The organism is Magnetospirillum fulvum MGU-K5 (assembly GCF_000442515.1).
In the GTDB taxonomy this organism is placed as follows: domain Bacteria; phylum Pseudomonadota; class Alphaproteobacteria; order Rhodospirillales; family Magnetospirillaceae; genus Phaeospirillum; species Phaeospirillum fulvum_B.
Map to the genome: position 1 here is coordinate 1 of NZ_AQPH01000036.1, position 25,868 is coordinate 25,868.

The following is a 25,868-nucleotide window of genomic DNA, read 5'->3' on the forward strand; positions in this document are numbered from 1 at the left end:
CCCCCGCCCCTGCCGTGACGCCCCGGCGCATCCTGGTCATCAAGCTGGGGGGCGCTGGGCGACTTCGTCCAGGCGCTGGGACCGTTCGCGGCGATCCGCGCCCGCTTTCCCCAGGCCAGGATCACCTTGTTGACCACCCGTCCCTTCGTTGGACTGGCGCGGACCTGCCCGTGGTTCGACGAAGTGTGGGTCGATGACAAGCCCCGGATCTGGCAGGTCCGCCGCCTGCTCTCGCTGCGGCGGCGGCTGCGCGGCGGCGGCTTTGACCGGGTCTATGATCTCCAGACCTCCGACCGCTCGTCCAGCTACTTCCGCCTGATCGGCGGCGGGGTCGAATGGTCGGGGATCGCCCGCGCCTGCTCGCACACCCACGCCAATCCCAACCGCGACCGGATGCATACGATCGAGCGCCAGCGCGAGCAATTGGCGATGGCCGACATCCCCGAAGTGCCGCCGCCCGATTTATCCTGGGTTGCCGCCGGAACCGCCGCCGAATTCGGCCTGTCCGCGCCGTTTGTGCTGATCTGCCCCGGCGGCGCGCCCCACCGGCCGGGCAAGCGCTGGCCCGCCGAGCGGTTCGGCGCGGTCGCGGCACGGCTGGCCAAGCGTGGGCTCACGCCGGTTTTGCTCGGTACCGAGGCCGAGGCCGAAGCCATCGCCACCATCCGCGCCCTCTGCCCCGAGGCGATCGACCTTGCCGGGCGGACGGGGTTCCTCGACATCCTCGGGCTGGGACGCGCCGCTTCCGCCGCGATCGGCAACGATACCGGGCCGATGCACCTGATCGCCGCCGCCGGATGCGCCGCTGTGGTGCTGTTTTCGGCGGAGTCCAATCCCGATCTGTGCGCCCCGCGCGGGCGGGTGACGATCCTGCGCCGCCCGATTCTCGCCGATCTCGGCGAGGCGGAAGCCTCGGCGGCGCTGATCCGCCTGCTGCCTTCCGCCTAAGGCCGCAGCCCCTCCGGGGCTGGCGTGGCTCAAGCGCCGCTCGGGCTTGTCGCGCATCCCTCTCTGACTTCGTTTGAGTGGAATGCGCTTTAGACGATCGGGGGGACAACGCCCCCCGACCTTATTGATATTAGTACCCGCCCTTCTTGCCGACGCTGCCAACGAAGGTGAAGTCCCATTCCTGGTCGAACGCGGTCCACCACGGGGCGACGCCGGTCTCTTTGTCGGTGTGACGATAGAGGCCATGCTCGTTCGGCGGCGTGATGTGGAAGGCGACGTGATACTTGCCGGGACCGTCCAGCTTGACGTTGGCGCCGTAATGCGGGCCGTCATTGGCAACCATCGCCATCAGATCGCCCTTGGCGGAATAAGCGGGGTTGTCGGGCTTGGTCACCACATACGAGACGCCCAGGTTCGGAATCCATTCCCCGGCGGCAAAGCCGTTCTTGTTGCCCTTGATGGCATGAATGTCGGCTTCCAGGTGAATGTCGCCGTCGGAATGATGGTCCATCGGCTCCATCGTCACGCCCTGGAGATAAACCGCTCCAATTCGCATCCCGTCCCGCTCGATGGCGCGGCCGATCGGATGTTCGGCGGCCAGGGCAACGCCCCCCATCAGCAGCAAGGCAGCGCCTGCGGCAAACAGCTTATTCATCTCGGATGACTCCCTTAGTTTACGATAATCAGACTTAGTTTCAACAATGAGGCGCAAATCGGCGCGCTTCGTCTCCGGCTTAGAGGCCGAAGATCGCCGGCCACCACCCCACCCCCACGGCCAGACTGCCGACGATACCCGGCAGCAAGGCCAGCGAACGCCCCCGGGGACTGAGCCCCTGAGCGGCCAGGATGCGTTCGCCCAAACGGATGCTCCACACCAGACCGGCAGCGAACAGAGCCCCCTTGACGATCTGAACCCCCTCCGGCCCGAGCGGACCCGTCGCCAGCGACTCGAACAGTTTGCCCCCCAGCCCGACCACCAGCGAGACCATCGCAACCGGAGCGTATTGATAGCCGAGTTCGACAAAACCGCGCCGCCAGCCGCCATCGCCGCCACAGCGCGCCGCCACCCAGGCCGACAACGCGGTCAGCCCGCCCAGCACCAGAGCGGACACCAGGGCGCAGCCCAGCATGAAGCCGACGATCATCACGAAATCGAGCCACAGGAACACTTCATTGCGGTCGGGATGGACGCTCATCAGCCACCAGGGGCCGCTGTCGAGCAGACCCGTCCAGCCGAAATCGACCGCGCTTTCGCCCAGCATCTGCCGCCAATCCTGGTATTGCGGCAGCACCAGCCACAGGAAGCCGCCCAACGCGACCCCGGTGCCGATGAACAGGAACCACACCTCCCACGGATTGGCGTGATGGTGACGGATCGTCTCGATCTCGGCACCGGGCGCGCGCAATTCGAGATGAATCCCGCCACGAGATGACGGGGTGACACAGCGGAAACACTCGATGCAATGGCGCGATTCGCTCTTGCGGGCCAGATCGATCATCGTCGGGCAGACGCCTTTCTCGGAATAGCCCTCGCCGCCCGGCAACAGGGTCCGGGGCGCGAACTGCACCGCGCCCAGCCGGGAAAACACCCCCAGCAACAGACCGATCGGACAGGCATGGCGACACCATGCCCGCTTGCGGCGGCCATAGAGAAAGCCGCACAGGATCGCAGCCAGCATCGTTCCGCCAAAAATCTCGGCGACCGCTTCGGGATGGTCGCGCACGCCGACGGTCTGGCCCAGAATGGTGATGATCAGAAAGCTGACGACCGGCGTCCCCTGCCAGCGCAGCCAGCCGGGGATCGCCCATTGGGGACCAAGGCGGTTACCCCATTCAGCCGCCGCCCCCATCGGGCAAAAAATCCCGCACCATGACCGTCCGGTCGCGATCACCGACAGAAACACCAGCGGGAACCACAGGCCCCACAGCAGGTAATTCGACAAAGACGGCAGATCGCGCCACAGGCTGGTCTGGGGCGGCACCGGCGGCGCGAACAGCGGGCCGATAATCAGTGCCAGAAAGGCAACGAACATCAGCGCGTGGAGCGCGGGCAGATAGCGGATCAGAGGGACGGCCACAGCCTCGATCCGGGCCCCGGCCCGCTGTCCCCACCCCGCGCGCGTCGACGGATGGCAGGAACACGCGCCGGAACAGGCGGTTACCGGATCGGGATGCGCCGGGACGGTCATACCGAAGTTACCTTTCGGGCCAACCGGCCGCGCCAAGCCCACCAGACCAGCGCCACCAGCAGCGGGACGATCAGCACCGACTGGGCGACCATACCCTCAAGGGTGGGATAGACCCCCAACCAGCTCAGACTGGGCCAACCGGCCAGCGGCGTCACCGGCAGGACATGGCCATTCTGCATCTCGACCACGCCGTTCCCGGCGAACGAAAAACGCCAGATAATAGAGCAGAGCGGCGGTAACACCAAAGAACAGACGCAACGGCAACCGGATCGACAACACCCGCATCGCGACATAGATTGCGGCCAGGGCGACAATCGCCAGCGCCAGACCGCCCAGCAAAGCGGGCATCTGACCGGGCGCTCCGGCGGCCAGCGCCTGATAGAACAGCACCGTTTCGGCCCCTTCGCGGAACACCGCCAGAAAGGCGGCAAAGCCCAGGGCATAGAGCCGCCCGCCCGACAAAGCCTGATCGATCTGAGACTGAACGTAGCTTTGCCAGCGCGCCGCCTCGCGCTTGGCGAACAGCCAGTAGGAGCAATAGAACAGCACCGCAGAAGCCAGCAGCATCGTGCCGCCTTCCATCGCCTCGCGCCCCGCCCCCGACATCGAAAACAGCGTCGACATGCCCCAGGCCATCGCCAGACTGGCCAGCAATGCCAGCCCGACACCCTGATAGACCACGCGGGCCTTTTCGGGCGCGCCCGAGCGGCGCAGATAGGCAACCAGGGCGGTGACGACCAGCATCGCCTCGAACCCTTCGCGCACCAGGATCAGGAAGGATTGCAGGAAGGTCGCCCAGGCCCCACCGCCGCCGATCCGCGACGGGACCCGGTCGAGACCGTCGCGAAGGGCTTGCCAGCTCGCTTGCACCTCGGCGGGAGTTCCCCCTTTGCGAACCTGCCCGATCACCTGAGCGAACCCGGCTTCAAGCTCGGACTTCAGGGCGGGGTCGGCGGCACCGATCGTGTTTTCCAGATCGCCGTCGAACTGCTCGAAATACAGGGACGAGAATCCCCGCATCGTCGGCATCTTCTGGGCCGGGTCATAGGACTCGACCAGGGCATCCCCCTTGGCCTGGACCGCCGAAACCGCCGCCGCAATATCGAGCGGAGCCGCCAGCGACGACGCCGGACAGGACAGGCCAAAGCTGACGATGACCGCCAGAGCGAGGAGCAGACGGCGCATCATTGTCCTTTCAACGACCCATCGGGGGCAACATGGTCGGCATCAAGCTGTTTGGCATCGGCGCGCAGAGCCTGCCGCAGCGCGGTGGCGGCGGCCCGGAGATCGGCCCGCTTCGCCGCCTGTTTTTGCAAATCGTGGAACAGCGATTCGACCTCGGCGACCCGTCGGGCGCCCAACGCCTGCCGCTCGGCGATTTCCATGTTCAGGGCTTCGAACAGATCGAAATAACTGGCGATGGCCGATTCCTCGGCTGCCTCGGCATTGCCCGCCTTCATCGCCGCTTCGGCGCGGTCGATTTCGGCGATGACCTTCTCGGCCACCCGGACCCAATGGCCGTCGGCAGCGTGCCCCGCCAGCGGCGCCGCCACCATCAGCCCGATCCCAAGCCCCAAACACAATACGGCGCGTCGCAGGACGCTCATCACTTCACCTCTTCTGACCGGCCGCTCGATTGCGAGTCAGTATAAGGATCAATACGGACATATCGCAATAGATTGTAAGAATCACTCGCATATCAGCCTTGTCTATCCGACAAGGCATAAAAAACCCTCCCCCACGACGGTGGGAGAGGGTTTTCGGAACGAAGGACAGAGAGAAGGTCTAGCCCTTCAGCACCCGACCGGCGACCGCGTCGAGATTGGCAACCAGGGCAGGATCGCGCCCTTCGCCATGGGTGATGATCGCGTTGTCGAGAGCGGTATGACAGCCCTTGGCGCACGGAGCGTTGCGGCCGGTGACCTTCGGGGCCACGGTCTTGACCAGCAGACGGGCGCGGTCGGCGTTTTCCAGCAACACCTTGACGATCGCATCGACGGTGACGGCATCGTGATCGGGATGCCAGCAATCGTAATCGGTGACCATCGCGACGCTGGCGTAGCAAATCTCGGCCTCGCGGGCGAGCTTGGCCTCGGGCATGTTGGTCATGCCGATGACGTCACAGCCCCACTGCCGGTACATCTCGCTTTCGGCCTTGGTCGAGAATTGCGGGCCTTCCATCACCAGATAGGTACCGCCGCGCACGGCGATGATTCCGGCTTCGGCCGCCGCCTGCTCGACCAGATCGGACAGACGGTCACAGGTCGGATGAGCCATGCTGACATGGGCAACCAGACCGGTTCCGAAGAAGCTCTTGGTGCGGGCGAAGGTGCGGTCGATGAACTGATCGACGATGACGAAGGTGCCGGGCGGCAGATCTTCCTTCAACGACCCCACCGCCGACACGGACAGAATCTCGGTGACACCGGCCCGTTTCATCGCGTCGATATTGGCGCGGAAGTTCAGTTCGGACGGAGGGATGCGGTGGCCGCGGCCGTGGCGGGGCAGGAACACCAGTTTTTGCCCGTCAAGATCGCCGAACAGCAACTGGTCGGAGGGCGCGCCAAACGGGCTTTCGACCGTGCGCCATTCCTTGTTGGTCAGTCCGTCGATGTCGTAAACACCGCTGCCGCCGATAATGCCGAGCACTGGTGTCGAAGTACCATCCGCCATGAAACCACCCTTTCCGATACGAAAAACGATCGAGGCGGTGTTAGGACAAATCCGCCTTCGATGCAACCACCCCCGAGCGGCATTCATCCACAGCCGCCCGCACTGCGCTCCACAGACTTATCCACAGGTCGCGCCCACCTGTGAACCGTTCGTCACAAAAGAGTCACTTTTCCCCGATAGCGTGCATCGCCTCAGCAACCAGACGGTCGCTGGCGGTCTCGATCCGGTTTTCCAGTTCGGCCATGAAGGTCTTGCGGTCAAGACCGGGCGGGATGATGGGCAGAACCTCGATGATGATCTTGCCCGGCCGCTTCAAAAAGCCGCCGCGCGGCCAATAAACCCCGGAATTCAGCGCAATCGGCACCACCGGAAGATTCTGCGACCCGTACAGCATCGCCACGCCGGAATGATAGGGCAGCTTCTTCCCCGGCGCGGCGCGGGTGCCTTCGGGGAAAATCACCAATTGGCGTTTCTTGGCGGCGGCGATCGAGGCCCCCTTGACCATCTCTTTCAACGCCCGCGTGCCGGCCGAACGGTCGATCGCGATCACCCCGGACTTGAACAGATACCAGCCGAAAAAAGGTATCCACAGCAATTCCTTCTTCAGAATGAAGGCGGGATCGGGAAAGACCCGGCGAAACGCAAAGGTTTCAAAGGTCGATTGGTGCTTCGACGCGACGATGATCGGGCCTGCCGGGATCGTCTCGGCCCCGCGCAATTCCCAGGTCAGCCCGACGAGAAAACGCAGCCCCACCAGCACGCCCGACAGCCAGAATCGCGCCGCGACCACCGTCCAATGCCGGGGCATCACCAGCAAGGGGATGTAGATCGTCGAAAGAATGACCGTCCAGCTGCACAGATAGACGAAAAACAGGGCGGACCGAACAACGCTCACAGTTTCTTCTCCGGAATCAGGGAGGGGAACAGGGGGCGGATCATCGCCACCAGATATTTGCTGTACTCAATCGTCATCAGGTGAATGGTGCCGGGCCAACGCCACCATTGTTCCTGTTTGAAGGCATCGGGAAACACCGGATGCGGCACGATCAACAGGCCCGGCATCGCGCGATGAAATTCCAGCAGCGATCGCGGCATGTGATAGGCCGCCGTCACCAGCCGCAGCGACTTGAACCCGCCCGCCTGCATCCAGGCGGCGGTCTCGACCGCATTGCCAACAGTATCGTCGGCGGCATGGCCCAGCGCGATGCACCGTCCCCCGCAGGAGGGCGGCGGCGACAGGGGATGAGACTGGCGCAGCAGATCAGCCAGATCGACGCCGCGATGGACCCCCGACACGAACAGCATCCGCGCCTTGCCCGCTTCGAGCAACGCCAGCCCTCCCGCGACCCGTTCGGCCCCGCCGGTCAGCACTACGATGGCATCGGTGACGGTATCGGGGTCCTCGACAGTATCGGGCAGTGCGGTCGCGAACCACAGCAAGCCGCCCAGCCATGCCAGCGCGAACAGCAGACCCAACGCGGCAATCCGCCCGATGAAGCGTAAAACGACCAATATCGTACTCATGGCATCCGCGCCAGCGCGCCGTGAACGGTCAGACGGGCGGTCAGCATCGCCAGCCCCGCCGCCAGCAACGGCAACAGGCCGATCACGACATAACCGGCCAAGGGAAGCCCGATGCTGGGGAGAAAGCCGCCTTCAAGCCGCCGCGCCGCCCAGCCCAGCGCCGACAGCGCCGGAACCGCCATCGCCAGCCCGAACAGACCGCCGCCCAGGCCCAGGACGAAGGCGCGGTCGGCGAACTGGCGGGCGATGTAATCGTCATGCGCTCCGATCAGATGCAGGACCTCGATGATGTCGTGATGAACCGCCATCCCGGTCCGGGTGGCGTAGACCACCGTCGCCGAGGTGACAAGGCCGATCAGCCCGACCACGACAATCGCCAGCCATTCCATCGTCCGCGACAGATTGATCAGGCGCGACAGCCACACCCGGTGATCGTCCAGCGCGGCTCCGGGAACAGCATGGGACAGACGGTCGGCGACCTCGGCCAGATCGATGCGGGCATCGGGATCAACGGTGACGTCGATCAGACGCGGCAACGGCAGATCGCGGACGACATCGGTGCCGCCCAGCCAGGGTTCGAGCAAGGCCAGGGTGCGGGCCTTGTCCAGCGCCTTGACCGCCAGCACGCCCGGAACGGCGCGAATCAGATCGACCGCCTGACGAACACGTTCGTCGGTGGCGGCCTCGGCCCGTTCGCCACCGGCGGGCAGCACCTGGACCGTCACCGTGCCGGTAACGTCATGATCCCAGCGGCTCATCACTTCATTGACGGCAAAGGCCCCCGACACCGCCATCGCGGCCAGGAACACCATCAGCGCCACCAGCCAGGGCAAAAAGCGGCTGGTAGCGTCTCCCGCCAGCGGAAGGTCGGAATGGCGGCCGAACATAGGCTCAGTTCACCCTGGTCACCTGACCGTGCTCCAGATGGAGGCGCGGATTGTGGGCGAACCGCGAAACCAGCGATTCGTTATGCGTGGCGACGACGATGGTGGTTCCCAGCTTGTTCAACTCCTCGAACAGATACATCAGCCGCATCGCGATATGGTCATCGACATTGCCGGTCGGTTCGTCGGCCAGCAGAAGATCGGGCCGCCCGATCACCGCCCGGGCGATCGCCACCCGCTGCTTCTGCCCGCCCGACAGGGTCGAGGGCTTGGCTCCCAATTGATCGGCCAGCCCGACCCAGGACAGCAATTCGGGCACGTGCTTGCGGATTTCGGACTCGCGCACGCCACGGACACGGAGCGGCAGCGCGACATTATCCAGCGCGGTCAGGTGATCGAGCAGGCGGAATTCCTGGAACACCACCCCGATCCGCCGTCTCAGCGCGGGCAATTCATAGCGCCGGGTTGACGCAATGTCGCGGTCGAACAGCACCACCCGCCCCCGCGTCGGCCGCAGCCCCAGATACATCAGGCGCAGCAACGAGGATTTGCCCGCGCCCGAGGGGCCGGTCAGAAAGTGGAACGATCCCGACGGCAGGGCGAAAGTGACGTCGCGCAGCACTTCCGGCCCCAGGCCATAGCGCAGCCCCACGCTGTCGAAACGAATGATGTTTTCCCCACGAGGGCGATGCCGCACGGCGTCTTACTCCCGGTCGGGCCGAAGGATGACACGGCGGGCGGGCGATGGTCCAGAGTGTCGCGCGCCGCCCCTGCTCTTTCGGCCGGAACTTATAACTTCTTGCTCAAGAGCAGCAAATCGCGCCACGCCTCGCGCTTGGCTTCGGGCGTGCGCAGCAGATAGGCCGGATGAAAGGTGGCCAGGGTCGGCACCGGGCGCTGCAACCCGCGTGCGCCGACCTCGAACCAGTGACCGCGCAGCCGGTTGATCCCCTCCGGGCGCGCCAGCAGCGCCGAGGCGGCGGCGCCCCCCAGCAGCAGCAGCAAAGGCGGATCGACCAGTTCGATATGGCGGATGACGAAGGGCAGACACACCGCCACCTCGTCATGGGTCGGCTTGCGGTTGGCGGGCGGCCGCCAGGGAACGACGTTGGTGATATAGACCTCGGATCGGTCCAGACCGATCGAGTTCAGCATCCGGGTCAGCAGCTTGCCACTCGCCCCGACAAAGGGCACCCCCTGACGGTCTTCCTCGTGGCCGGGTGCCTCGCCGATACACATCAGGCGGGGCTGATCCGACGGATCGGCGAACACCGTCGAGGTCGCCGCCTGTTTCAGCGGCAGCCCCTCGAACGCTTCCAGCGCCCGATGCAGCTCGGTCAGGCTGGTGCAGGCATTGGCGATCTGGCTGGCGGTGCCGGAGGAGGAGGACGCGAAAGCCCCCCCCCCTCCCGAACCGGCGCGGCGTGGCGCGGCTGCGGTGACGGTGCCGACGGCGCGGCCACGGCAACCGGACGCGGCGCGGGCGGCGGCACGGCATAGCGGTCGATCGCGATATCGCCGATGCATTCGTCAACCCCGGCATCAAGATACCAGCGCAGCAGATCGTAGGGATGGGGGAGGTCGGCGCGACCGCCCCCCTCGGCGGCAAGGGTCATCCGCTACTCCCGGGGATCGACGCGGCGATCCACCGGCGGCGCCTTGGGATCGACCTCGTGAAAATCCCCCTCGATAATCACCGGGCCGGAGCGTGGCCCCCCCCCCGGCCCCTGCCCCGGCTCCGCCCTGGGTGACGACGACGGTCGAGGCATGGCGCTCGATCCAGAACCACAAGGCGGCGCGAACCGGGGCGAGCAACAGCAGCACCGCCAGGATATCGGTCAGGAAGCCGGGCAGAACGAACAGAAAGCCCGCCGCCGACAGACACAATCCCTCGAACGCCGCCTCAACCGGCATTTCCCCCCGTTCCAGCCGGGTCCGCGCATCGAGCAGCACCGCCAACCCCTGACGGCGCAGGATTGACAGACCGATCAGCACGGCCAGCACCGACAGCACAATCGTCGCCCCAGCGCCGATCACCGCCGACATCTTGACCCACACCATGATTTCGGCGACCGGCAGGGCGATCAGGCCCGCGAACAGCATCCAACCCATGCTTGCTCTTTCCCCATTCACGGCTTATGTCTTGGACTAAGCCGGTGTTGCACTTCGCCGCATCCCCCCCGTCCCTTCTGGGCCGGAAACAGCGGATCACCCCCAGCCTATCCCGGACTCGCTCAATGAACGACGGATTCCATTACCTCGATATCATTTTTTTCGCGATGGTCGCCGCCTTCCTGGTGCTGCGACTGCGTAGCGTACTCGGTCGCCGTACCGGAGCCGAACAGCCGCCCGAGCGCTGGGGCGCGGGTGACGCCCCCAGTAATGTCGTCGATCTCGCCTCGCACCGCTCGGTGTCCGAGCCTGCGCCGGGGACGTCGGCCTCGCGCGGGTTGGCCCAGATCCGCACGATTGACCGGACCTTCGATCTCGACAGCTTCCTCGGCGGAGCGCGCGCCGCGTTCTCGATGGTCGTCACCGCCTTTGCCGCGGGCGATCGCGACACCCTGCGCCAGCTTCTGTCCCCCGATGTGTTCGCCAATTTCGTCGCGGCGATCGACGGCCATGCCGCGCGGGGCGAGACGCTGACCACCGAACTGGTGGCGATCCGCACGGTCGAGCCGATCGACGCCGAGGTGCGCGGCGCCTTTCTCGAAATCACCATTCGCTTCGTCAGCGAACAGGTCAATCTGTTGCGCGATGCCGAAGGCCGGGTGATCGAGGGCAGCCCCGACCGGATCATCACCGTCACCGACGAATGGACCTTCCGCCGCGATCCGCGCGCCGCCGATCCCAACTGGCTGCTGGTCGCCACCCGCACCCCCGAAGAGGCCTAGGCCGCCCCATGCGTGCGCTGTGCGGGCTGGCCCTGCTTCTCCTCGCGGCCGCCTGCGCTCCGCTTGCGCCGCCCGAGCCGCCCGCCCCTCCGGCCGCCGATGCCAAGATGGGGCTTCAGCTGATCGGCTATGACGATCTGCCCGGCTGGTCCGAGGACAGCGCCGCCGAAGTTCTGCCCGCCTTGCTGCGGACCTGCGACCGGGTGCTGCGGCTGCCGACCGATCGCTCGATCGGCCATGACGGCATCGCCGGAATCGCCGCCGATTGGTATGCCCCCTGCGCCGCCGCGCGCCGGGTCGCCCCCGGCGATCACGACGCGGCCCGGGCGATGTTCGAAACCTTCTTCCTGCCCTGGCAGGTCAGCGCCAACGGCAACCCGGACGGCCTGTTTACCGGCTATTTCGAGCCGGAAATCGCCGGATCGAAGCAACGGCGCGGCCCCTTTACCATCCCGGTGCTGGGCAAGCCCAACGATCTGGTCAGCGTCGATCTCGGCCGCTTCCGTCCCGATTGGAAGGGCGAACAGATCGTCGGTCGGGTCGAGGGCGGTCGGCTGCTCCCCTATCCTGCCCGCAAGGAGATCGAAAGCGGCGCGCTCGACGGCCGGGCTCCGGTGCTGGTGTGGACCGACGATCCGGTCGATTTCGCGATCATGCAGATTCAAGGCTCGGGCCGGGTTCGCCTCGATGACGGCTCGGTGCTCCGCCTCGGCGTCGCGGGCAGCAACGGCCATAAATTCGTCGGCATCGGGAGGGTGATGCGTGACGAGGGATTGCTGAAAGGCGATTCCTCGATGCCCGCGATCCGCGCCTGGCTGAAAGAGCATCCGACCGAGGCCACCGACCTGCTCGCCCGCAATCCCCGCTATATCTTCTATGTCGTCAATACCGGCGACGGCCCGCTGGGGACCGAGGGGGTTGCGCTGACCCCGGAACGGTCGCTGGCGATCGATCCCCGCCACATTCCACTGGGGGCCCCGGTGTGGGTCGATACCACCACGCCCGACGGCAAGCCGCTCCGCCGCCTGATGATGGCCCAGGATACCGGCGCGGCAATCAAAGGGCCGGTGCGCGGCGACCTGTTCTGGGGCAGCGGTGCCGCCGCCTTTGCCCAGGCGGGACGGATGAAAAGTCCGGGACGGCTGGTGCTGTTCCTGCCCCAGGCGCGCTCGCCCCGTCTGGCTTCGCTGCCCTGACGCAGTCGGCCCGGTAGGGGCGAGAGCCGATCCCGGCCTCGTCCTCCTGCGCGACCGCGTAAACTTCCCCAACAAAACCAAGGCGATAACGCCAGCGGCGCGGCCGATGATCTCTGTCGCCGTCAGCCCTGCCCCGCCCTTTTGAGCCAGGCCAGAGACCTCAACCCCAGGGCGGGTGATATTCTGTTTGTCGCGCTTTTCCCGCCGGTCGAAATGGGATAGTGTATATAAAATCGTTTTTACATTTTTCTCCTGGAGTTTTCGAGATGAGCGCAGAGCAGGGGAGCCCGGCCACCTTCCGCGGCAAGATCTATGACAGCATCATCGACACCATCGGGGCGACCCCGCTGGTGCGATTCAAGCGTCTGGCCGCCGAAGCCGGGGTCAAGGCCGACATTGTCGGCAAACTCGAATTCTTCAATCCGCTGGCCTCGGTCAAAGACCGGATCGGCGTTGCCCTGGTCGAAGCGGCGGAAGCGTCGGGCGCGTTGCAGCCGGGCGGCACCATCATCGAGCCGACCTCCGGCAATACCGGCATCGCGCTGGCCTTCGTCGCGGCGGCCAAGGGCTACAAGCTGATCCTGACCATGCCGGAAAGCATGTCGCTGGAACGGCGCAAGATGCTGCAATTGCTGGGCGCGGAAATCGTGCTGACCCCGGCGTCGAAGGGCATGACCGGCGCGGTGCGTCAGGCCGAGGAGCTGGCGGCGGCGACCCCCGGCGCGATCATCCCGCAGCAGTTCAAGAACGCCGCCAACCCGGCGATCCATTCCCGCACCACCGCCGAAGAGATCTGGGCCGACACCAATGGCAAGATCGACATCCTGGTGTCCGGCGTCGGTACCGGCGGCACCGTCACCGGCGTCGGCCGGGTGCTGAAGGCCCGCAAGCCGGATGTCCGGATCGTCGCGGTTGAACCCGAGGATAGCCCGGTTCTGTCGGGTGGCGCTCCCGGCCCGCACAAGATTCAGGGGATCGGCCCGGGCTTCGTTCCCGACATCCTCGACCGCTCGGTGCTGGATGAAATCCTTCAGATCGGCAACGAAACCGCTCTGTCCACCGCGCGCAAGGCGGCCAAGATCGAAGGCATTCCGGTCGGCATCTCGTCGGGTGCCGCTCTCGCCGCCGCGCTGGAACTGGGAGCCCGCCCCGAAAACGAAGGCAAGCTGATCGTCGCGATCATCCCCTCCTTCGCCGAACGCTACCTGTCGACCGCTTTGTTCGATCAGGCGTAATCCCCCTACAAACGAGAAGAGCGTGGACGGACCCGTCCACGCTCTTCTCAGGGCGATCTGGAAAAAAGATCAGGCGGCTTCGAGCAGGCTTTCCAGACGCGCCGTGGCGGCAATCGTATCGATCCGCTCGACGGCGGCCAGTTCCGAGGCCAAACGCTCCAGCGCCGCTTCGTAAATCTGGCGCTCGCTATAGGACTGGTCGGGCTGATTGGCGTTGCGGTGCAGATCGCGAACGACTTCGGCGATCGAGACCGGATCGCCGGAATTGATCTTGGCTTCGTATTCCTGGGCGCGGCGGCTCCACATCGTGCGCTTGACCTTGGCGCGGCCCTTCAGCGTGGTCAGAGCCGTTTCCATCACGGAACCGGGGGACAACTTGCGCAAACCGGATTTATGCGCTTTTGTCACCGGTACGCGGAGGGTCATGCGGTCGCGATCAAAGGTGATGACAAAAAGCTGTAGCTTCATCCCACCGATTTCCTGAGTCTCGATGGCGACAACCTGACCGACGCCATGGGTGGGATAAACCACATAATCGCCCTGGGCAAAAGAAACGACCGTCATCTCTTCGGATTCCCTAAGAATGAGGACCAGTGGCGCCGAAGACATCGTCCTCGCGCTCCATGCGGAACACGAAACCATAGGCTCGCGTAAACGAACGCGAACTGGAAACGATATCGCGGCTTAGTTTGGTGAGCGAACTCCCGCTCGGAAGGCCTTACGGCAACCCATCTGCCGATATAGTTCGGCTGACTTGCCCTTATACCACAGGATGCTTCCGTTAAGAACAGAAAAATACCGCAGCGACACTTCCGACGACGAACGGGGGCGCACGGCAAAAGAATTCCATACCAAGGGCTAGTCACCCCGGACTTTAGCCATGGATGTCGATAAAAACAACAAAGTACACCCGCTACGTTCACCCGTGCGGGGGTATCTTTCTCGCTCTAAGTTCAGAACGGCACTTGTGCGGGTGCAATATCACGAGAGATTGCAACAGTACGCACACGACCAGAGGCACTCGCCGCTACAGGATCGCCTGTTTTGGTGCGATCCCGGCCCCGCCCCACCGCCTGGGCCTGACTGCGGGCCGGGACTTTGCCCGGACCCCAACGCACAGCCCTCCCCGGCTCGAACCGCGACAGATTAATCTTCGGTCCCGGACGGAGCCCGGTTGAAGAAATCCGGATCGGCCAACGTCAAGGCCGAGACGGTAATCATCGTCTTGGGATGGGTCTTGTTATACAGGCGGGCATGGAGAATGCCGTCAACATGCTCGAAAATCTTTTCCACGACCCAAATGATCTTCTTGTTGTCGTGGGCTTTGACGAACATGTCACCGACCTGTGCGTCGAACGACTTGCGCTTGAACATTCCTGATCTCACCACTCTGGACAGACACGATCGAAGGAGCCGGGGATGCCCGGCCCCGGCCAGTCGGAACCTATATGAGGCATGGCACACGGTGAAGTAAAGCCCGACCCCATCGTCTAGCCCGGAATCGGCGCTGTCTGACCCCAAAGGCCCTACTGGACCGGACATAGCCGCCCGGCACAGCCGGCCCTGGCCAGCACCGTCACCACCGGGCCAGGAGCGACGCCCCCAAGGAGACAAGCCCCTCTCTCGGCCTCACAAGCCCGCCCAGCGCCACGACCAGACGCACGGGTTCCAAGACTAACCCACACGGGACAAGGATCACACCAACGGGAAACGCGGAATACCGGCGGCTCGTCCGGCACAGCCTGAAAATCGAAGCCCCGCGGGAGACTGAGCTCGGCGCGGGGCTGATGATTTAGCGGGCCCTGTGGCCCTGGAGATTCGGCATAGCAGCCGACACGTTAAGTATCTGTGATGTATCAAAGGTCAGTGCCGGAATATTCGACACCTTAAACATGACCCGATGGAGTCATTTCCCTTACGATTATCTCCTCCTCATACGTGGAAACCCACGTTAATGGCGAAGTATTCGACTTGATTACGACCACTTAACTTCGTGAAGCTTGCTTCCTTTCGCCCTCGTTACAGTCAAGAGTATCGCGCTGGTTCCACACCTTGTCAAGGATCGTTACAGCCACGTGAAAACGCCCGCCGGTGCGGAACACCACGGGGCAGAACGCGATTGATCGGGATGGATTTAAACGTGAAACAGGGGGAAGCCGATTAAGCTTCCCCCCGCATCACAAAGGGCTCAATGCAGCCAAAGCCGCATCGGCACCGTCGTCGTTAGTCTTCCGACTCGTCATCGGCGCGCTCGGCGGTCGGGCCGGAATCGGCGCCCTTGGCGGCCGGGTTACGGTCAACCAGCTCGATGATCGCCATCGGAGCGCAATCGCCATAGCGGAAGCCGGCCTTCAGAACGCGGGTGTAGCCGCCGTTGCGGGCCTTGTAGCGCGGGCCGATCTCGGCGAACAGCTTCGCCACCACCTTGTCGTCGCGCAGGAAGGCATAAGCCTGACGGCGGGCGTGCAGATCGCCACGCTTGCCAAGGGTGATCAGACGCTCGACCACGGGACGGAGGTCCTTGGCCTTCGGCAGGGTGGTCTTGATCTGCTCGTGCTTCAGCAGAGCGTTCGACAGGCTGACGAACAGGGCCTTACGGGCGGAACTGTCGCGGTTCAGCTTACGGCCGGACATACCATGACGCATAAAAAACTCTCCTCGTCGCCTAGGCCTCGCCGGGCGAGACCGATCGTCGGACCGTCACCGCCAAATCACCCGGGGGCGAAAAGTACGGCACGGGCGGGTCGGGATGACCCTATGGTCAAAACAAACGGCGCGAGCAGGCTTATATCCACAAGGGAAGCTCACTCGCGCCGGTCGTTGGATCAGTACGGCTCTTCCAGCTTCTTGGCCAGTTCCTCGATGTTCTCGGGGGGCCAGTTCGGAATTTCCATACCCAGGTGCAGACCCATCTGCGCCAGCACTTCCTTGATTTCGTTCAGCGACTTGCGCCCGAAATTGGGAGTGCGGAGCATCTCGGCCTCGGTCTTCTGGACCAGATCGCCGATGTAGATGATGTTGTCGTTCTTCAGGCAGTTCGCCGAACGGACCGACAATTCCAGCTCATCGACCTTGCGCAGCAGGTTCTTATTGAAGGGGAGTTCGTCCCGCTTCTCTTCTTCGACGACCTGGGTCGGCTCTTCGAAGTTGATGAACAGCTGCAACTGGTCCTGGAGGATACGGGCGGCCAGGGCCACCGAATCCTCAGGCGTAACGGCACCGTTGGTCTCGATCGTCATCGACAGCTTGTCGTAATCGGTGACCTGGCCGACGCGGGTGTTCTCGACCTTATAGGCGACGCGGCGGATCGGCGAGAAGATCGCGTCGATCGGAATGAGACCGATCGGCGAATCTTCCGGACGATTCTGCGACGCGGGAACATAGCCCTTGCCGGTTTCGACGGTGAATTCGACGTTGAGCACGGCGCCTTCGTCAAGGGTGCAGAGCACCAGATCCTGGTCCATGATCTCGATGTCGTGACCGACCTCGATCATGCCAGCCTTGACTTCGCCAGGGCCGACGGCGCGCAGGTGCATCCGCTTCGGACCTTCGCCATGCATGCGCAGGCCCATCGTCTTGATGTTGAGGATGATGTCGGTGACATCTTCCCGCACACCGGGGATGGACGAGAACTCATGCAGCACGCCGTCGATCTGGATGGCGGTCACCGCCGCCCCCTGCAACGAGGACAGCAATATCCGGCGCAGGCTGTTGCCCAGCGTCATGCCGAAGCCACGCTCCAGCGGCTCGGCAACAACGACGGCAACCCGCTGCGGGTCGGCGCCGGGCTCGACATTGAGCTTGCCGGGCTTAATCAATTCCTGCCAGTTTTTCTGAATCACGGGCGTGACCTCATGCTGGGATCAGGGGGAGGGAACCCGGAACGGACGAACCGCCGACTCCTCGCCCCGGCGGGGAGAGAGGAGCGGCGGCCCAAGTTCCGGAGGAACCCGATCAGACGCGGCGACGCTTGCGCGGCCGGCACCCGTTGTGCGGGATCGGCGTAACGTCGCGGATCGACGTGATCTGGAAACCAACAGCCTGCAGCGCACGCAGCGCGGATTCGCGACCGGCACCCGGTCCCTTCACCTCGACTTCGAGGGTGCGCATGCCGTGCTCGGACGCCTTGCGTCCTGCATCTTCCGCAGCCACCTGAGCGGCATACGGAGTCGACTTGCGCGAGCCCTTGAAGCCCTGCATCCCGGCCGACGACCACGAAATGGTGTTGCCCTGGGCGTCGGTGATCGTGATCATCGTGTTGTTGAACGTCGCGTTGACATGCGCAACGCCCGAAGTGATGTTTTTGCGCTCGCGACGGCGGGGACGCGCGGCAGCAGCAGGCTTGGCCATCTGAGGTATTCCTTACTTCGTCACTTTCTTCTTGCCGGCAATCGGCTTCGCCGGACCCTTGCGGGTACGGGCGTTCGTGTGGGTGCGCTGGCCGTGGACCGGAAGGCCACGACGATGGCGCAGGCCGCGGTAGCAGCCAAGATCCATCAAACGTTTGATGTTCATCGCCACGGCACGACGCAGGTCGCCTTCGACCTGGTAATCGTGGTCGATCAGTTCGCGGATCTTCAGCACTTCGTCGTCGGTGAGCTGATTAACGCGCCGATCTTCGGGGATGCCCAGCGAAAGGGTGATTTCCCTGGCCTTGGTGCGGCCGATGCCGTGAATGTAGGTCAACGCGATCATGACGCGCTTGTTCGTCGGAATATTGACGCCAGCGATACGAGCCAAAGCTGGTTACTCCTTCACCAGATAAATCCGCGCCAGGGAACACCCGGAGCTGTTAGCGACAAACGCAGCCCAAGGCTTCTCCCGGGCCGGGGAAACCGAAGGTGCGGGATTATAGGGCGATCCGGCCAAGAGTCAACCGTCTCGCGTTCGAACCGAACCGGCGTCAGCCGATCCCGCCCAGAATGTCTTCCAAAGCCCGCGTGACCTGAGCGATCTCGCGGGTTCCGTCGACCACCTTCAACGTGCCCTTGCCCTCGTAGTACGGGAGCAACGGCGCGGTCTGGGCGTGGTAGGTTTCCAGACGCTTGGTCACCGTTTCGACGCGATCATCGGGGCGGCGAACGAATTCGCTACCGCCGCAAGAATCGCAGGTGCCCTCGACCTTGGGCTTCTGGAATGTGTCGTGATAGCCCGCGCCGCACTTGGCGCAGGTGTAGCGACCGGTGATCCGCTCGACGATGAACTCGTCGGGAACGCGGACCTCGATCGCCAGATCGAGCTTTTTGCCCTTGCGGGCCAGCATCGCGTCCAAGGCCTCGGCCTGGGCCACGGTGCGGGGGAAGCCGTCGAAGATCGCACCCTTCGCCACGTCGGGCTGATCGAGACGCTCGTCGATGATGGCAATGACGATCTCGTCCGACACCAACTGTCCGGCATCCATCACCGCCTTGGCCCGGCGACCAACGTCGGAGCCGGAGGCGACGGCGGCGCGCAGCATGTCGCCGGTCGAAAGCTGGACCAGCCCATGGGTCTCCTGGAGACGCTTGGCCTGGGTTCCCTTACCGCCACCGGGCGGGCCGAGCAGAACGAGATACATCTTGCCTCCCCTTAATTCTTAACGACGACCACGCAGCCGGGACTTCTTGATGAGCCCCTCATACTGGTGGGCCAGAAGATGCGACTGAATCTGCGTCACGGTGTCCATGGTAACCGAGACCACGATCAGCAGACTGGTGCCGCCGAAATAGAACGGCAGAGAAAATTTCGAGATCAGCACTTCCGGCAGAACCGACAGCGCGGCCAGATAGATCGCGCCGACCACCGTCAGGCGGGTCAGGACGTAATCGAGATAATCGGCCGTATTCTTGCCGGGACGGATGCCGGGGATGAAGCCGCCATGCTTCTTCAGGTTGTCCGCCGTTTCGGTCGGGTTGAACACGACCGAGGTATAGAAGAAGGCGAAGAACATGATCAGGGCGACGTACATGCCGACATAGAGCGGCTGGCCATGTCCCATCAGCGCGGCAACGCTGGTCAGCCATTCCGGGCCACCCTGGGCGCTCAACTGGGCGACCGTGGCGGGCATCAGCAGAACCGAGCTGGCGAAGATCGGCGGGATCACGCCCGAGGTGTTGACCTTCAGCGGCAGATGCGAGGAATCGCCGCCGAACACCTTGTTACCGACCTGACGCTTCGGATACTGGACGATGATGCGGCGCTGGGCACGCTCCAGGAACACGATGAAGGCGATCACCAGGATCGACATCAGCAGGATGCCGATGATGACCAGGACCGGCAGAGCGCCAGTGCGGCCGAGTTCCAGGGTGCTGCCGATCGCGGCCGGCAATTCGGCAACGATACCGGCCATGATGATCAGCGAGGTGCCCTGACCGATGCCGCGCGCGGTGATCTGCTCACCCAGCCACATCAAGAACAAGGTGCCGCCGACCAGGGTGCACACCGCCGAGAAGCGGAACACCAGATGGCTTTCCATATACACCGCCGACCCGGCCGGTCCGCTCATGCTTTCCAGCCCCATGGCCATGCCATAGGCCTGAACAGTGGCGATCGCCAGCGTCAGATAGCGGGTGTACTGGTTGATTTTCTTACGCCCGGCCTCGCCTTCCTTCTTGGTGGCTTCCAGGCTGGGAATAACCGACGTCATCAGCTGAATGATGATCGACGCCGTGATGTACGGCATGATGTTCAGCGCGAAGATCGTCATACGATGGAGCGCGCCACCGGCCAGCATGTCGAACATGCCAAGGATGCCGCCGCCGTTCTGTTTGAACAGCTCGCCCAACACGTGCGGATCGACGCCCGGCAAGGGAATCCAGGTTCCCAGGCGGTACACCACCAGGGCAGCCAGGGTGAACCAGATCCTTTTTTTGAGGTCGGTCGCCTTGGCGAACACGCCAAAATTCAAGTTCGAGGCGAGCTGCTCGGCAGCGGAGGCCATGCCTTACTCCCGGTTCCAGTGAGACGGATAGTCGATCGTCGCAATCGTTTACGACATCCGCGCCCCGGCCACCACCCCCAAATTCCGTCCGCCCCCGCCGCGACGAAGCGGACGGAGGCGGTTGCGGAGAGCGTGGCGCGAGACGCGCGGTCGAAAGCGGTGAGGTCAAGCGTCAGACGGCGGAGCCGCCCGACGACAGGCTCACGCCTCGACGGCGGCCGCGGGAGCCTTCGGAGCCTTGATCTCCACCACGCCACCAGCCTTTTCGACGGCGGCGAGAGCGGCGGCCGAAGCCCCCACGACGGAGAGGGTCACCTTGGAGGTCAGCTCGCCACGGGCCAGCACCCGGACGCCATCCATGATCTTACCGATCAGACCGGCGGCCTGAAGAGCGGCGGCGTCGATCGTCTTGGTGGCGTCGATGCGGCCGTCGTCGATCGCGGCCTGGAGACGGCCCAGATTGACCTCGGCGAACTCAAGGCGGAACGGGGTCTTGAACCCACGCTTGGGCAGACGCCGGTAGATCGGCATCTGACCGCCTTCGAAGCCGTTAATGGCCACGCCGGTGCGGGAGCTCTGACCTTTGACACCCGAACCGGAGGTCTTGCCTTTGCCCGAGCCGATACCGCGGCCGACGCGCTTCGCCTTGTAGCGAGCGCCCGGATTGTCGCGAAGTTCGTTCAGCTTCATTGTCTTTAGTCCTCGTGACCGGATCGCCGGGCAGCCTTGCAGCTGCCCGGCGCCGGAGATCCTATTCTTCGACCCGCACCAGATGGCGGACCTTGGCGATCATGCCGCGAACAGAGGGCGTATCCTCCAGTTCATTGGTCCGGTTCATCTTGTTGAGGCCCAGGCCCACCAGAGTGGCCCGCTGATCGGCCGGACGGCCGATCGGGCTGTGGATCTGGGTGACTTTCACGGTCTTGGCGGCCATGGTTCGTCTCTCCCGTTCAAGCAGCGGTGGCGGCGGCGGCGGTGCCGTCGCGGCGGCCGATGATGTCACCGACCTTCTTGCCGCGCTTGGCGGCGACCGAACGCGGCGAAGCCATCGCGGTCAGAGCGGCGAACGTCGCCTTGATCATGTTGTGCGGGTTCGAGGTGCCCAGGCACTTGGCCACCACGTCCTGCACGCCCATGGTCTCGAACACGGCGCGCATCGGGCCGCCGGCGATGATGCCGGTACCGGCCGGAGCCGCCCGCAGCACGACGCGACCGGCACCGAAATGCCCGAACGAATCGTGGTGAAGGGTACGACCCTCACGCAGCGCGATCTTGATCATGTTGCGCTTGGCCTGTTCAGTGGCCTTGCGGATCGCTTCCGGAACTTCACGGGCCTTGCCCGATCCGTAGCCGACGCGGCCCTTGGCGTCACCGACCACCACCAGAGCGGCGAAGGCGAAGCGACGGCCGCCCTTGACCACCTTGGCGACGCGGTTGATGTGGACCAGCTTGTCGACGAATTCAGATTCCTCGCGCTCGCGCGGGGACTGCTCGCCGCCACGGCCGCGGGGAGCCCGCTCGCCGCGCTCGCCGCCGCGGCCCCGCTCGGGCCGGTCAGTATTGGGAGTACGTGCCATTGCTCATCATCCTCAGAAAGACAGGCCGCCTTCGCGGGCCGCATCGGCCAGGGCTTTGACCCGACCGTGGTAGATATAACCGCCACGGTCGAACACCACCTCGGTGATGCCGGCCGCAACAGCCCGCTCGGCGATCAACTTGCCGACGGCAGCAGCCGCCTGCTTGTCGGCACCGGTCTTCAGCGAGTCCTTCAACGACTTGTCCAGGCTCGACGCTGCGGCGAGGGTAACCCCCTGCAGGTCGTCGATGACCTGGGCGTAAATGTTCTGACCAGAGCGGAAGACCGACAGCCGCAAACGACCGTGGCTCTTCGCTTTGAGGCTCTGCCGGGCGCGCCGCTTGCGGCGCTCGAAAAGATCCTTCGGCGTCATCATGGCGGTGCCCCTTACTTCTTCTTACCTTCCTTACGCAGGATGGTCTCGGTTTGATATTTGATACCCTTGCCCTTGTAGGGCTCGGGACCACGGAACGCGCGGATTTCCGCCGCGATCTGACCGACGCGCTGGCTATCGCGGCCGGAGATCGTGATGGCGGTCGGCTTCTCGCACTTCATGGTGACATCAGCCGGGATCGGGAAATTGATGTCATGCGAATAGCCGAGCTGGAGCTTCAGCACGGACCCTTCGACCGCGGCGCGATAACCGACGCCGTTGATCTCGAGGTTGACGGTAAAGCCTTCGGACACGCCCTTGACCATGTTGTTGATGAGGGCACGGGTGGTGCCCCACATCATACGCGCATGCTTGGACTCGTCCTTGGGCTTCACCCAAACGAGGTTACCATCGAGGGTGACCTCGACATTGTCCCGCAGGGCCAGCTGGGATTCACCCAGCTTCCCCGAAACGGTCAGGTTCGGGCCGGTGATCTTGACGGAGACCCCCGACGGCACCGAGACCGGATATTTGCCGACTCGCGACATTGTGAGAGCCTCCGTTAGAACACTTCGCAGAGGACTTCGCCGCCGACGTTCTGGGCGCGAGCCTCAGCGTCGGACATCACGCCGCTCGGGGTCGAGAGGATCGAAATCCCCAGCCCGTTGGCGACGCGGCGAAGGTCGGCGATCTTGGAATACACGCGACGGCCCGGCTTGGACACGCGCGAGATCTCCCGGATCACCGGCTGACCCTCGTGATACTTCAGTTCGATCGAAAGCTCGGACACACCCTTACGGACGTCGACGCGGCTGTAGCCGCGGATGTAACCCTCGCGAACCAGGACCTCGAGGACGTTGGAACGCAACGCCGAGGCAGGAGCAGAGACTGCGGTCTTATGCGCACGCTGTCCGTTACGGATGCGGGTGAGCATATCGCCGAGAGGATCGGACATGGACATGGCGAGTCCTCCCTTACCAGCTGGACTTGACCATGCCGGGAATCTGGCCCTGCGAGGCGAGCTCGCGCAGCTTGTTCCGGCACAGTTTGAATTTGCGATAATTGCCGCGCGAACGGCCGGTGACTTCGCAGCGCAGACGCACGCGAGTCTTCGACGAGTTGCGGGGCAGTTGCGCCAGCTTCAGGGAGGCTTCGAAGCGCTCCTCGGGGCTGGTCTCGCGATCGGTGGCGATCGCCTTCAGACGCGCGCGGCGGGTTGCGAACTGCTTCGCCATCCGCTCGCGCTTCTTGTTGCGCTCGACAGAGCTGACCTTAGACATTACCCAAACCTCCCTCAGGCCACGAACGGCATGTCGAAGCCTTTGAGGAGAGCCTTGGCTTCCTCATTGGTATCGGCCGTGGTGACGAAGATGATGTCCATGCCTCGGATGGTGTCGACCCGGTCATAATTGATTTCCGGGAAAACGAGCTGTTCCTTCAACCCGAGAGCATAATTGCCGCGCCCGTCAAAGCTCTTGGCCGGGACGCCGCGGAAGTCGCGGACGCGAGGCAGGGCGATGTTGATCAACCGGTCGAGGAATTCGTACATCCGCTCAGCACGCAAGGTGACCTTGCAGCCGACCACCTGACCCTCGCGCAGCTTGAACTGCGCGATCGAGGTCTTGGCCTTGGTCACGACCGGCTTCTGGCCGGCGATCAAGGTCAATTCGGCGATGGCCGATTCGATCTTCTTGGCGTCCTGGGCAGCCTCACCGACGCCCATGTTGATGACGATCTTCTCGAGCTTCGGCACCTGCATCGGGTTCGCGTAAGAGAACTCCTTCTGCAGGGCCGGGCGGACGACCGTATCGTAGTGATTGCGCAAACGTGCCATCTGTCTCGTCCTTCCCTTACCGGTCGATGACTTCGCCGGACCGGCGCGCGACGCGCACCTTACGGCCGTCCTCGAGGACCTTGTGACCGACGCGGGTCGGCTTGCCATCCTTGGGATCGACATGCGCGACGTTGGAGACGTGAATCGCGGCCTCCTTCTCGACGATGCCGCCCGGATTGGACGGGGTCTGGCGCTGGTGGCGCTTCACAAGGTTGATGCCGGAGACGATGACGCGGTTGTCCTTCGGCAGGGCGGCGATGACTTCGCCTTTCTTACCCTTGTCCTTGCCGGTGATGACAACGACCTGGTCACCCTTCTTCACATTGAGCGAGGTCATGTTAGAGCACCTCCGGAGCCAGCGAGATGATCTTCATGAACTTCTTACCGCGAAGCTCACGGGTGACCGGCCCGAAAATACGGGTCCCGATCGGCTCGCCCTGCTTGTTGATCAGCACGGCGGCATTGGTGTCGAACCGGATCGCCGAACCGTCGGCCCGCCGGATTTCCTTGGCGGTACGAACGATGACGGCGCGGTGCACGTCGCCCTTCTTAACGCGACCCCGGGGGATCGCCTCCTTGATGGAAACGACGATGACGTCGCCCACCGTGGCGATGGTGCGGTGCGAACCGCCCAACACCTTGATGCACTGCACCCGGCGGGCTCCCGAATTATCGGCGACGTCCAGGTTGGTTTGCATCTGGATCATGTCACGGGTTCCTTATTCCCAGATTCGCAACCGTCAAGCCTGCGGCTCAACAATCACTTCCCAGCACTTGGTCTTGGAGAGCGGGCGGCACTCGCGGATACGAATGGTATCGCCGGTCTTGAAGACGTTGTTCTCGTCGTGGGCGTGGTACTTCTTCGAGCGTCGGATGAACTTCTTGTAGATCGGGTGCATCACGCGCCGTTCGACGCTGACGACCACGGTCTTCTCCATCTTGTCGCTGACCACGACCCCTTGAAGAATGCGCTTCGGCATTTCGATGGGTCTCCTCTTACGACGCGCTACGGGCGCGTTCGCCAAGCAGCGTCTTGATGGTCGCGATCTCGCGACGCACGGCACGCACCTGGGCGGTGTTCTCCAACTGGCCAGAGGCCCGCTGGAAGCGAAGATTGAACTGCGTCTTCTTCAGATCAACGACCAGCTCCTTGAGCTGATCCGAAGTCTTCTGGCGCAGATCGGCAGCCTTGTCGGCCATGGCTTAGATCCCTCCGATGCGGCTGACGAACTTGGTCTTGATCGGCAGCTTGGCCGCCGCAAGGGTGAAGCCGTGACGCGCGATTTCCTCGGACACCCCGTCAACTTCGAACAGGATGCGGCCGGGAGCAACACGGGCCACCCAGAATTCCGGCGCGCCCTTACCCGAGCCCATGCGGACTTCGGCAGGCTTGCTGGAAACCGGCAGATCCGGGAAAATCCGAATCCACACCCGGCCCTGACGCTTCATGTGGCGGGTCAGCGCGCGGCGGGCCGCTTCGATCTGACGGGCGGTGATCCGCTCCGGCTCAAGAGCCTTCAGGCCGAAAGCACCGAAATTCAGCGCCGCACCACCCTTGGTCAGGCCCTTAATCCGGCCCTTGTGGGCCTTGCGGTATTTAGTACGCTTGGGCGAAAGCATCGT

36 protein-coding genes are annotated in these 25,868 nt (G+C 64.0%); 4 read left to right on the plus strand and 32 right to left on the minus strand.

Annotated features, from left to right (window positions below; all coding sequences use genetic code 11):
• Positions 1 to 129 precede the first annotated feature (129 nt).
• Entirely contained in the window at positions 130 to 948 is an 819-nt protein-coding gene (locus K678_RS10160) for a glycosyltransferase family 9 protein (RefSeq protein WP_021132369.1), read from the plus strand.
• A 130-nt stretch (positions 949 to 1,078) separates the two neighbouring features.
• Here the strand turns inward: K678_RS10160 and K678_RS10165 are convergent, their stop codons facing one another.
• The 11 genes from K678_RS10165 to K678_RS10215 all read right to left on the minus strand — a co-directional run bounded on the left by K678_RS10165 (position 1,079) and on the right by K678_RS10215 (position 10,330).
• Positions 1,079 to 1,603, minus strand: a complete 525-nt coding sequence (locus tag K678_RS10165; protein ID WP_021132370.1) for an iron transporter — start codon at positions 1,601 to 1,603, stop codon at positions 1,079 to 1,081.
• A gap of 79 nt (positions 1,604 to 1,682) precedes the next feature.
• Positions 1,683 to 3,026 carry a 4Fe-4S binding protein gene (locus tag K678_RS10170; RefSeq protein ID WP_231376245.1) on the minus strand — a complete coding sequence of 448 codons (1,344 nt, stop codon included), beginning with the start codon at positions 3,024 to 3,026 and terminating at the stop codon, positions 1,683 to 1,685.
• A gap of 207 nt (positions 3,027 to 3,233) precedes the next feature.
• The gene (locus K678_RS10175) at positions 3,234 to 4,325 is read right to left on the minus strand and encodes an FTR1 family iron permease (RefSeq protein WP_021132372.1); all 1,092 of its coding nucleotides are present in this window, start codon (positions 4,323 to 4,325) and stop codon (positions 3,234 to 3,236) included.
• Positions 4,322 to 4,744 (minus strand): hypothetical protein, encoded by a 423-nt coding sequence (locus K678_RS10180; RefSeq protein ID WP_021132373.1) that lies wholly within the window; start codon positions 4,742 to 4,744, stop codon positions 4,322 to 4,324. The genes K678_RS10175 and K678_RS10180 overlap by 4 nt, the downstream gene beginning before the upstream one ends.
• Before the next feature lie 178 nt (positions 4,745 to 4,922).
• A complete protein-coding gene (locus K678_RS10185) occupies positions 4,923 to 5,810 on the minus strand; it encodes an S-methyl-5'-thioadenosine phosphorylase (protein ID WP_039852757.1) in 888 nt (295 codons plus the stop codon).
• A gap of 163 nt (positions 5,811 to 5,973) precedes the next feature.
• A complete protein-coding gene (locus tag K678_RS10190) occupies positions 5,974 to 6,705 on the minus strand; it encodes a lysophospholipid acyltransferase family protein (RefSeq protein WP_021132375.1) in 732 nt (243 codons plus the stop codon).
• A complete protein-coding gene (locus K678_RS10195) occupies positions 6,702 to 7,334 on the minus strand; it encodes a YdcF family protein (protein ID WP_021132376.1) in 633 nt (210 codons plus the stop codon). Before K678_RS10195 ends, K678_RS10190 begins: the two co-directional genes overlap by 4 nt.
• The gene (locus K678_RS10200; RefSeq protein WP_021132377.1) at positions 7,331 to 8,221 is read right to left on the minus strand and encodes a cell division protein FtsX; all 891 of its coding nucleotides are present in this window, start codon (positions 8,219 to 8,221) and stop codon (positions 7,331 to 7,333) included. Before K678_RS10200 ends, K678_RS10195 begins: the two co-directional genes overlap by 4 nt.
• 4 nt (positions 8,222 to 8,225) lie before the next feature.
• Complete coding sequence (ftsE, locus tag K678_RS10205) at positions 8,226 to 8,915, minus strand: cell division ATP-binding protein FtsE (protein ID WP_039852759.1); 690 nt, start codon at positions 8,913 to 8,915, stop codon at positions 8,226 to 8,228.
• 92 nt (positions 8,916 to 9,007) lie between these two features.
• Positions 9,008 to 9,745 (minus strand): uracil-DNA glycosylase, encoded by a 738-nt coding sequence (locus K678_RS10210; RefSeq protein ID WP_021132379.1) that lies wholly within the window; start codon positions 9,743 to 9,745, stop codon positions 9,008 to 9,010.
• 15 nt (positions 9,746 to 9,760) lie between these two features.
• Complete coding sequence (locus tag K678_RS10215; RefSeq protein ID WP_021132380.1) at positions 9,761 to 10,330, minus strand: FxsA family protein; 570 nt, start codon at positions 10,328 to 10,330, stop codon at positions 9,761 to 9,763.
• A 125-nt stretch (positions 10,331 to 10,455) separates the two neighbouring features.
• Between K678_RS10215 and K678_RS10220 the strand changes: the two genes are divergently transcribed.
• From K678_RS10220 to cysK, 3 genes are all read left to right on the plus strand, one after another.
• Positions 10,456 to 11,112: a Tim44/TimA family putative adaptor protein gene (locus K678_RS10220; protein WP_021132381.1), complete on the plus strand. Its 657-nt coding sequence runs from the start codon at positions 10,456 to 10,458 to the stop codon at positions 11,110 to 11,112.
• An 8-nt stretch (positions 11,113 to 11,120) separates the two neighbouring features.
• Positions 11,121 to 12,308 (plus strand): murein transglycosylase A, encoded by a 1,188-nt coding sequence (gene mltA, locus K678_RS10225; protein ID WP_021132382.1) that lies wholly within the window; start codon positions 11,121 to 11,123, stop codon positions 12,306 to 12,308.
• A gap of 266 nt (positions 12,309 to 12,574) precedes the next feature.
• Entirely contained in the window at positions 12,575 to 13,543 is a 969-nt protein-coding gene (gene cysK, locus K678_RS10230) for a cysteine synthase A (RefSeq protein WP_021132383.1), read from the plus strand.
• A gap of 69 nt (positions 13,544 to 13,612) precedes the next feature.
• Here the strand turns inward: cysK and K678_RS10235 are convergent, their stop codons facing one another.
• From K678_RS10235 to rplP, 21 genes are all read right to left on the minus strand, one after another.
• Positions 13,613 to 14,107: a CarD family transcriptional regulator gene (locus K678_RS10235; protein WP_021132384.1), complete on the minus strand. Its 495-nt coding sequence runs from the start codon at positions 14,105 to 14,107 to the stop codon at positions 13,613 to 13,615.
• Positions 14,108 to 14,689: 582 nt separating this feature from the next.
• Positions 14,690 to 14,917: a hypothetical protein gene (locus K678_RS10240; RefSeq protein ID WP_021132385.1), complete on the minus strand. Its 228-nt coding sequence runs from the start codon at positions 14,915 to 14,917 to the stop codon at positions 14,690 to 14,692.
• A gap of 849 nt (positions 14,918 to 15,766) precedes the next feature.
• A complete protein-coding gene (gene rplQ / locus K678_RS10245; protein ID WP_021132386.1) occupies positions 15,767 to 16,189 on the minus strand; it encodes a 50S ribosomal protein L17 in 423 nt (140 codons plus the stop codon).
• 179 nt (positions 16,190 to 16,368) lie between these two features.
• Positions 16,369 to 17,385, minus strand: coding sequence for a DNA-directed RNA polymerase subunit alpha (locus K678_RS10250; protein WP_002725471.1), 1,017 nt, complete (start codon positions 17,383 to 17,385; stop codon positions 16,369 to 16,371).
• Between the two features lie 112 nt (positions 17,386 to 17,497).
• Entirely contained in the window at positions 17,498 to 17,893 is a 396-nt protein-coding gene (gene rpsK / locus K678_RS10255; RefSeq protein ID WP_002725469.1) for a 30S ribosomal protein S11, read from the minus strand.
• Between the two features lie 12 nt (positions 17,894 to 17,905).
• Positions 17,906 to 18,283, minus strand: a complete 378-nt coding sequence (gene rpsM, locus K678_RS10260) for a 30S ribosomal protein S13 (RefSeq protein WP_021132387.1) — start codon at positions 18,281 to 18,283, stop codon at positions 17,906 to 17,908.
• Between the two features lie 163 nt (positions 18,284 to 18,446).
• Positions 18,447 to 19,100: an adenylate kinase gene (locus K678_RS10265; protein ID WP_021132388.1), complete on the minus strand. Its 654-nt coding sequence runs from the start codon at positions 19,098 to 19,100 to the stop codon at positions 18,447 to 18,449.
• An 18-nt stretch (positions 19,101 to 19,118) separates the two neighbouring features.
• Positions 19,119 to 20,462: a preprotein translocase subunit SecY gene (gene secY, locus K678_RS10270; RefSeq protein WP_021132389.1), complete on the minus strand. Its 1,344-nt coding sequence runs from the start codon at positions 20,460 to 20,462 to the stop codon at positions 19,119 to 19,121.
• 201 nt (positions 20,463 to 20,663) lie between these two features.
• A complete protein-coding gene (gene rplO, locus K678_RS10275; protein WP_021132390.1) occupies positions 20,664 to 21,152 on the minus strand; it encodes a 50S ribosomal protein L15 in 489 nt (162 codons plus the stop codon).
• A gap of 61 nt (positions 21,153 to 21,213) precedes the next feature.
• Positions 21,214 to 21,396 (minus strand): 50S ribosomal protein L30, encoded by a 183-nt coding sequence (rpmD, locus tag K678_RS10280; protein WP_002725460.1) that lies wholly within the window; start codon positions 21,394 to 21,396, stop codon positions 21,214 to 21,216.
• 16 nt (positions 21,397 to 21,412) lie between these two features.
• Positions 21,413 to 22,039, minus strand: a complete 627-nt coding sequence (rpsE, locus tag K678_RS10285) for a 30S ribosomal protein S5 (protein WP_021132391.1) — start codon at positions 22,037 to 22,039, stop codon at positions 21,413 to 21,415.
• Between the two features lie 12 nt (positions 22,040 to 22,051).
• Positions 22,052 to 22,414 (minus strand): 50S ribosomal protein L18, encoded by a 363-nt coding sequence (rplR, locus tag K678_RS10290; RefSeq protein ID WP_021132392.1) that lies wholly within the window; start codon positions 22,412 to 22,414, stop codon positions 22,052 to 22,054.
• An 11-nt stretch (positions 22,415 to 22,425) separates the two neighbouring features.
• Complete coding sequence (rplF, locus tag K678_RS10295) at positions 22,426 to 22,959, minus strand: 50S ribosomal protein L6 (RefSeq protein WP_021132393.1); 534 nt, start codon at positions 22,957 to 22,959, stop codon at positions 22,426 to 22,428.
• A gap of 14 nt (positions 22,960 to 22,973) precedes the next feature.
• The gene (gene rpsH, locus K678_RS10300; protein ID WP_021132394.1) at positions 22,974 to 23,372 is read right to left on the minus strand and encodes a 30S ribosomal protein S8; all 399 of its coding nucleotides are present in this window, start codon (positions 23,370 to 23,372) and stop codon (positions 22,974 to 22,976) included.
• A 13-nt stretch (positions 23,373 to 23,385) separates the two neighbouring features.
• Positions 23,386 to 23,691, minus strand: coding sequence for a 30S ribosomal protein S14 (rpsN, locus tag K678_RS10305; RefSeq protein ID WP_021132395.1), 306 nt, complete (start codon positions 23,689 to 23,691; stop codon positions 23,386 to 23,388).
• A gap of 14 nt (positions 23,692 to 23,705) precedes the next feature.
• Positions 23,706 to 24,245, minus strand: coding sequence for a 50S ribosomal protein L5 (gene rplE / locus K678_RS10310; protein WP_021132396.1), 540 nt, complete (start codon positions 24,243 to 24,245; stop codon positions 23,706 to 23,708).
• A 16-nt stretch (positions 24,246 to 24,261) separates the two neighbouring features.
• Entirely contained in the window at positions 24,262 to 24,582 is a 321-nt protein-coding gene (gene rplX, locus K678_RS10315) for a 50S ribosomal protein L24 (RefSeq protein ID WP_021132397.1), read from the minus strand.
• Position 24,583: 1 nt separating this feature from the next.
• Positions 24,584 to 24,952, minus strand: coding sequence for a 50S ribosomal protein L14 (gene rplN, locus K678_RS10320; protein WP_002725445.1), 369 nt, complete (start codon positions 24,950 to 24,952; stop codon positions 24,584 to 24,586).
• Between the two features lie 33 nt (positions 24,953 to 24,985).
• A complete protein-coding gene (gene rpsQ / locus K678_RS10325; RefSeq protein ID WP_021132398.1) occupies positions 24,986 to 25,225 on the minus strand; it encodes a 30S ribosomal protein S17 in 240 nt (79 codons plus the stop codon).
• A 16-nt stretch (positions 25,226 to 25,241) separates the two neighbouring features.
• Entirely contained in the window at positions 25,242 to 25,445 is a 204-nt protein-coding gene (gene rpmC / locus K678_RS10330) for a 50S ribosomal protein L29 (protein WP_021132399.1), read from the minus strand.
• A gap of 3 nt (positions 25,446 to 25,448) precedes the next feature.
• Positions 25,449 to 25,865: a 50S ribosomal protein L16 gene (rplP, locus tag K678_RS10335; RefSeq protein WP_021132400.1), complete on the minus strand. Its 417-nt coding sequence runs from the start codon at positions 25,863 to 25,865 to the stop codon at positions 25,449 to 25,451.
• Positions 25,866 to 25,868 lie beyond the last annotated feature (3 nt).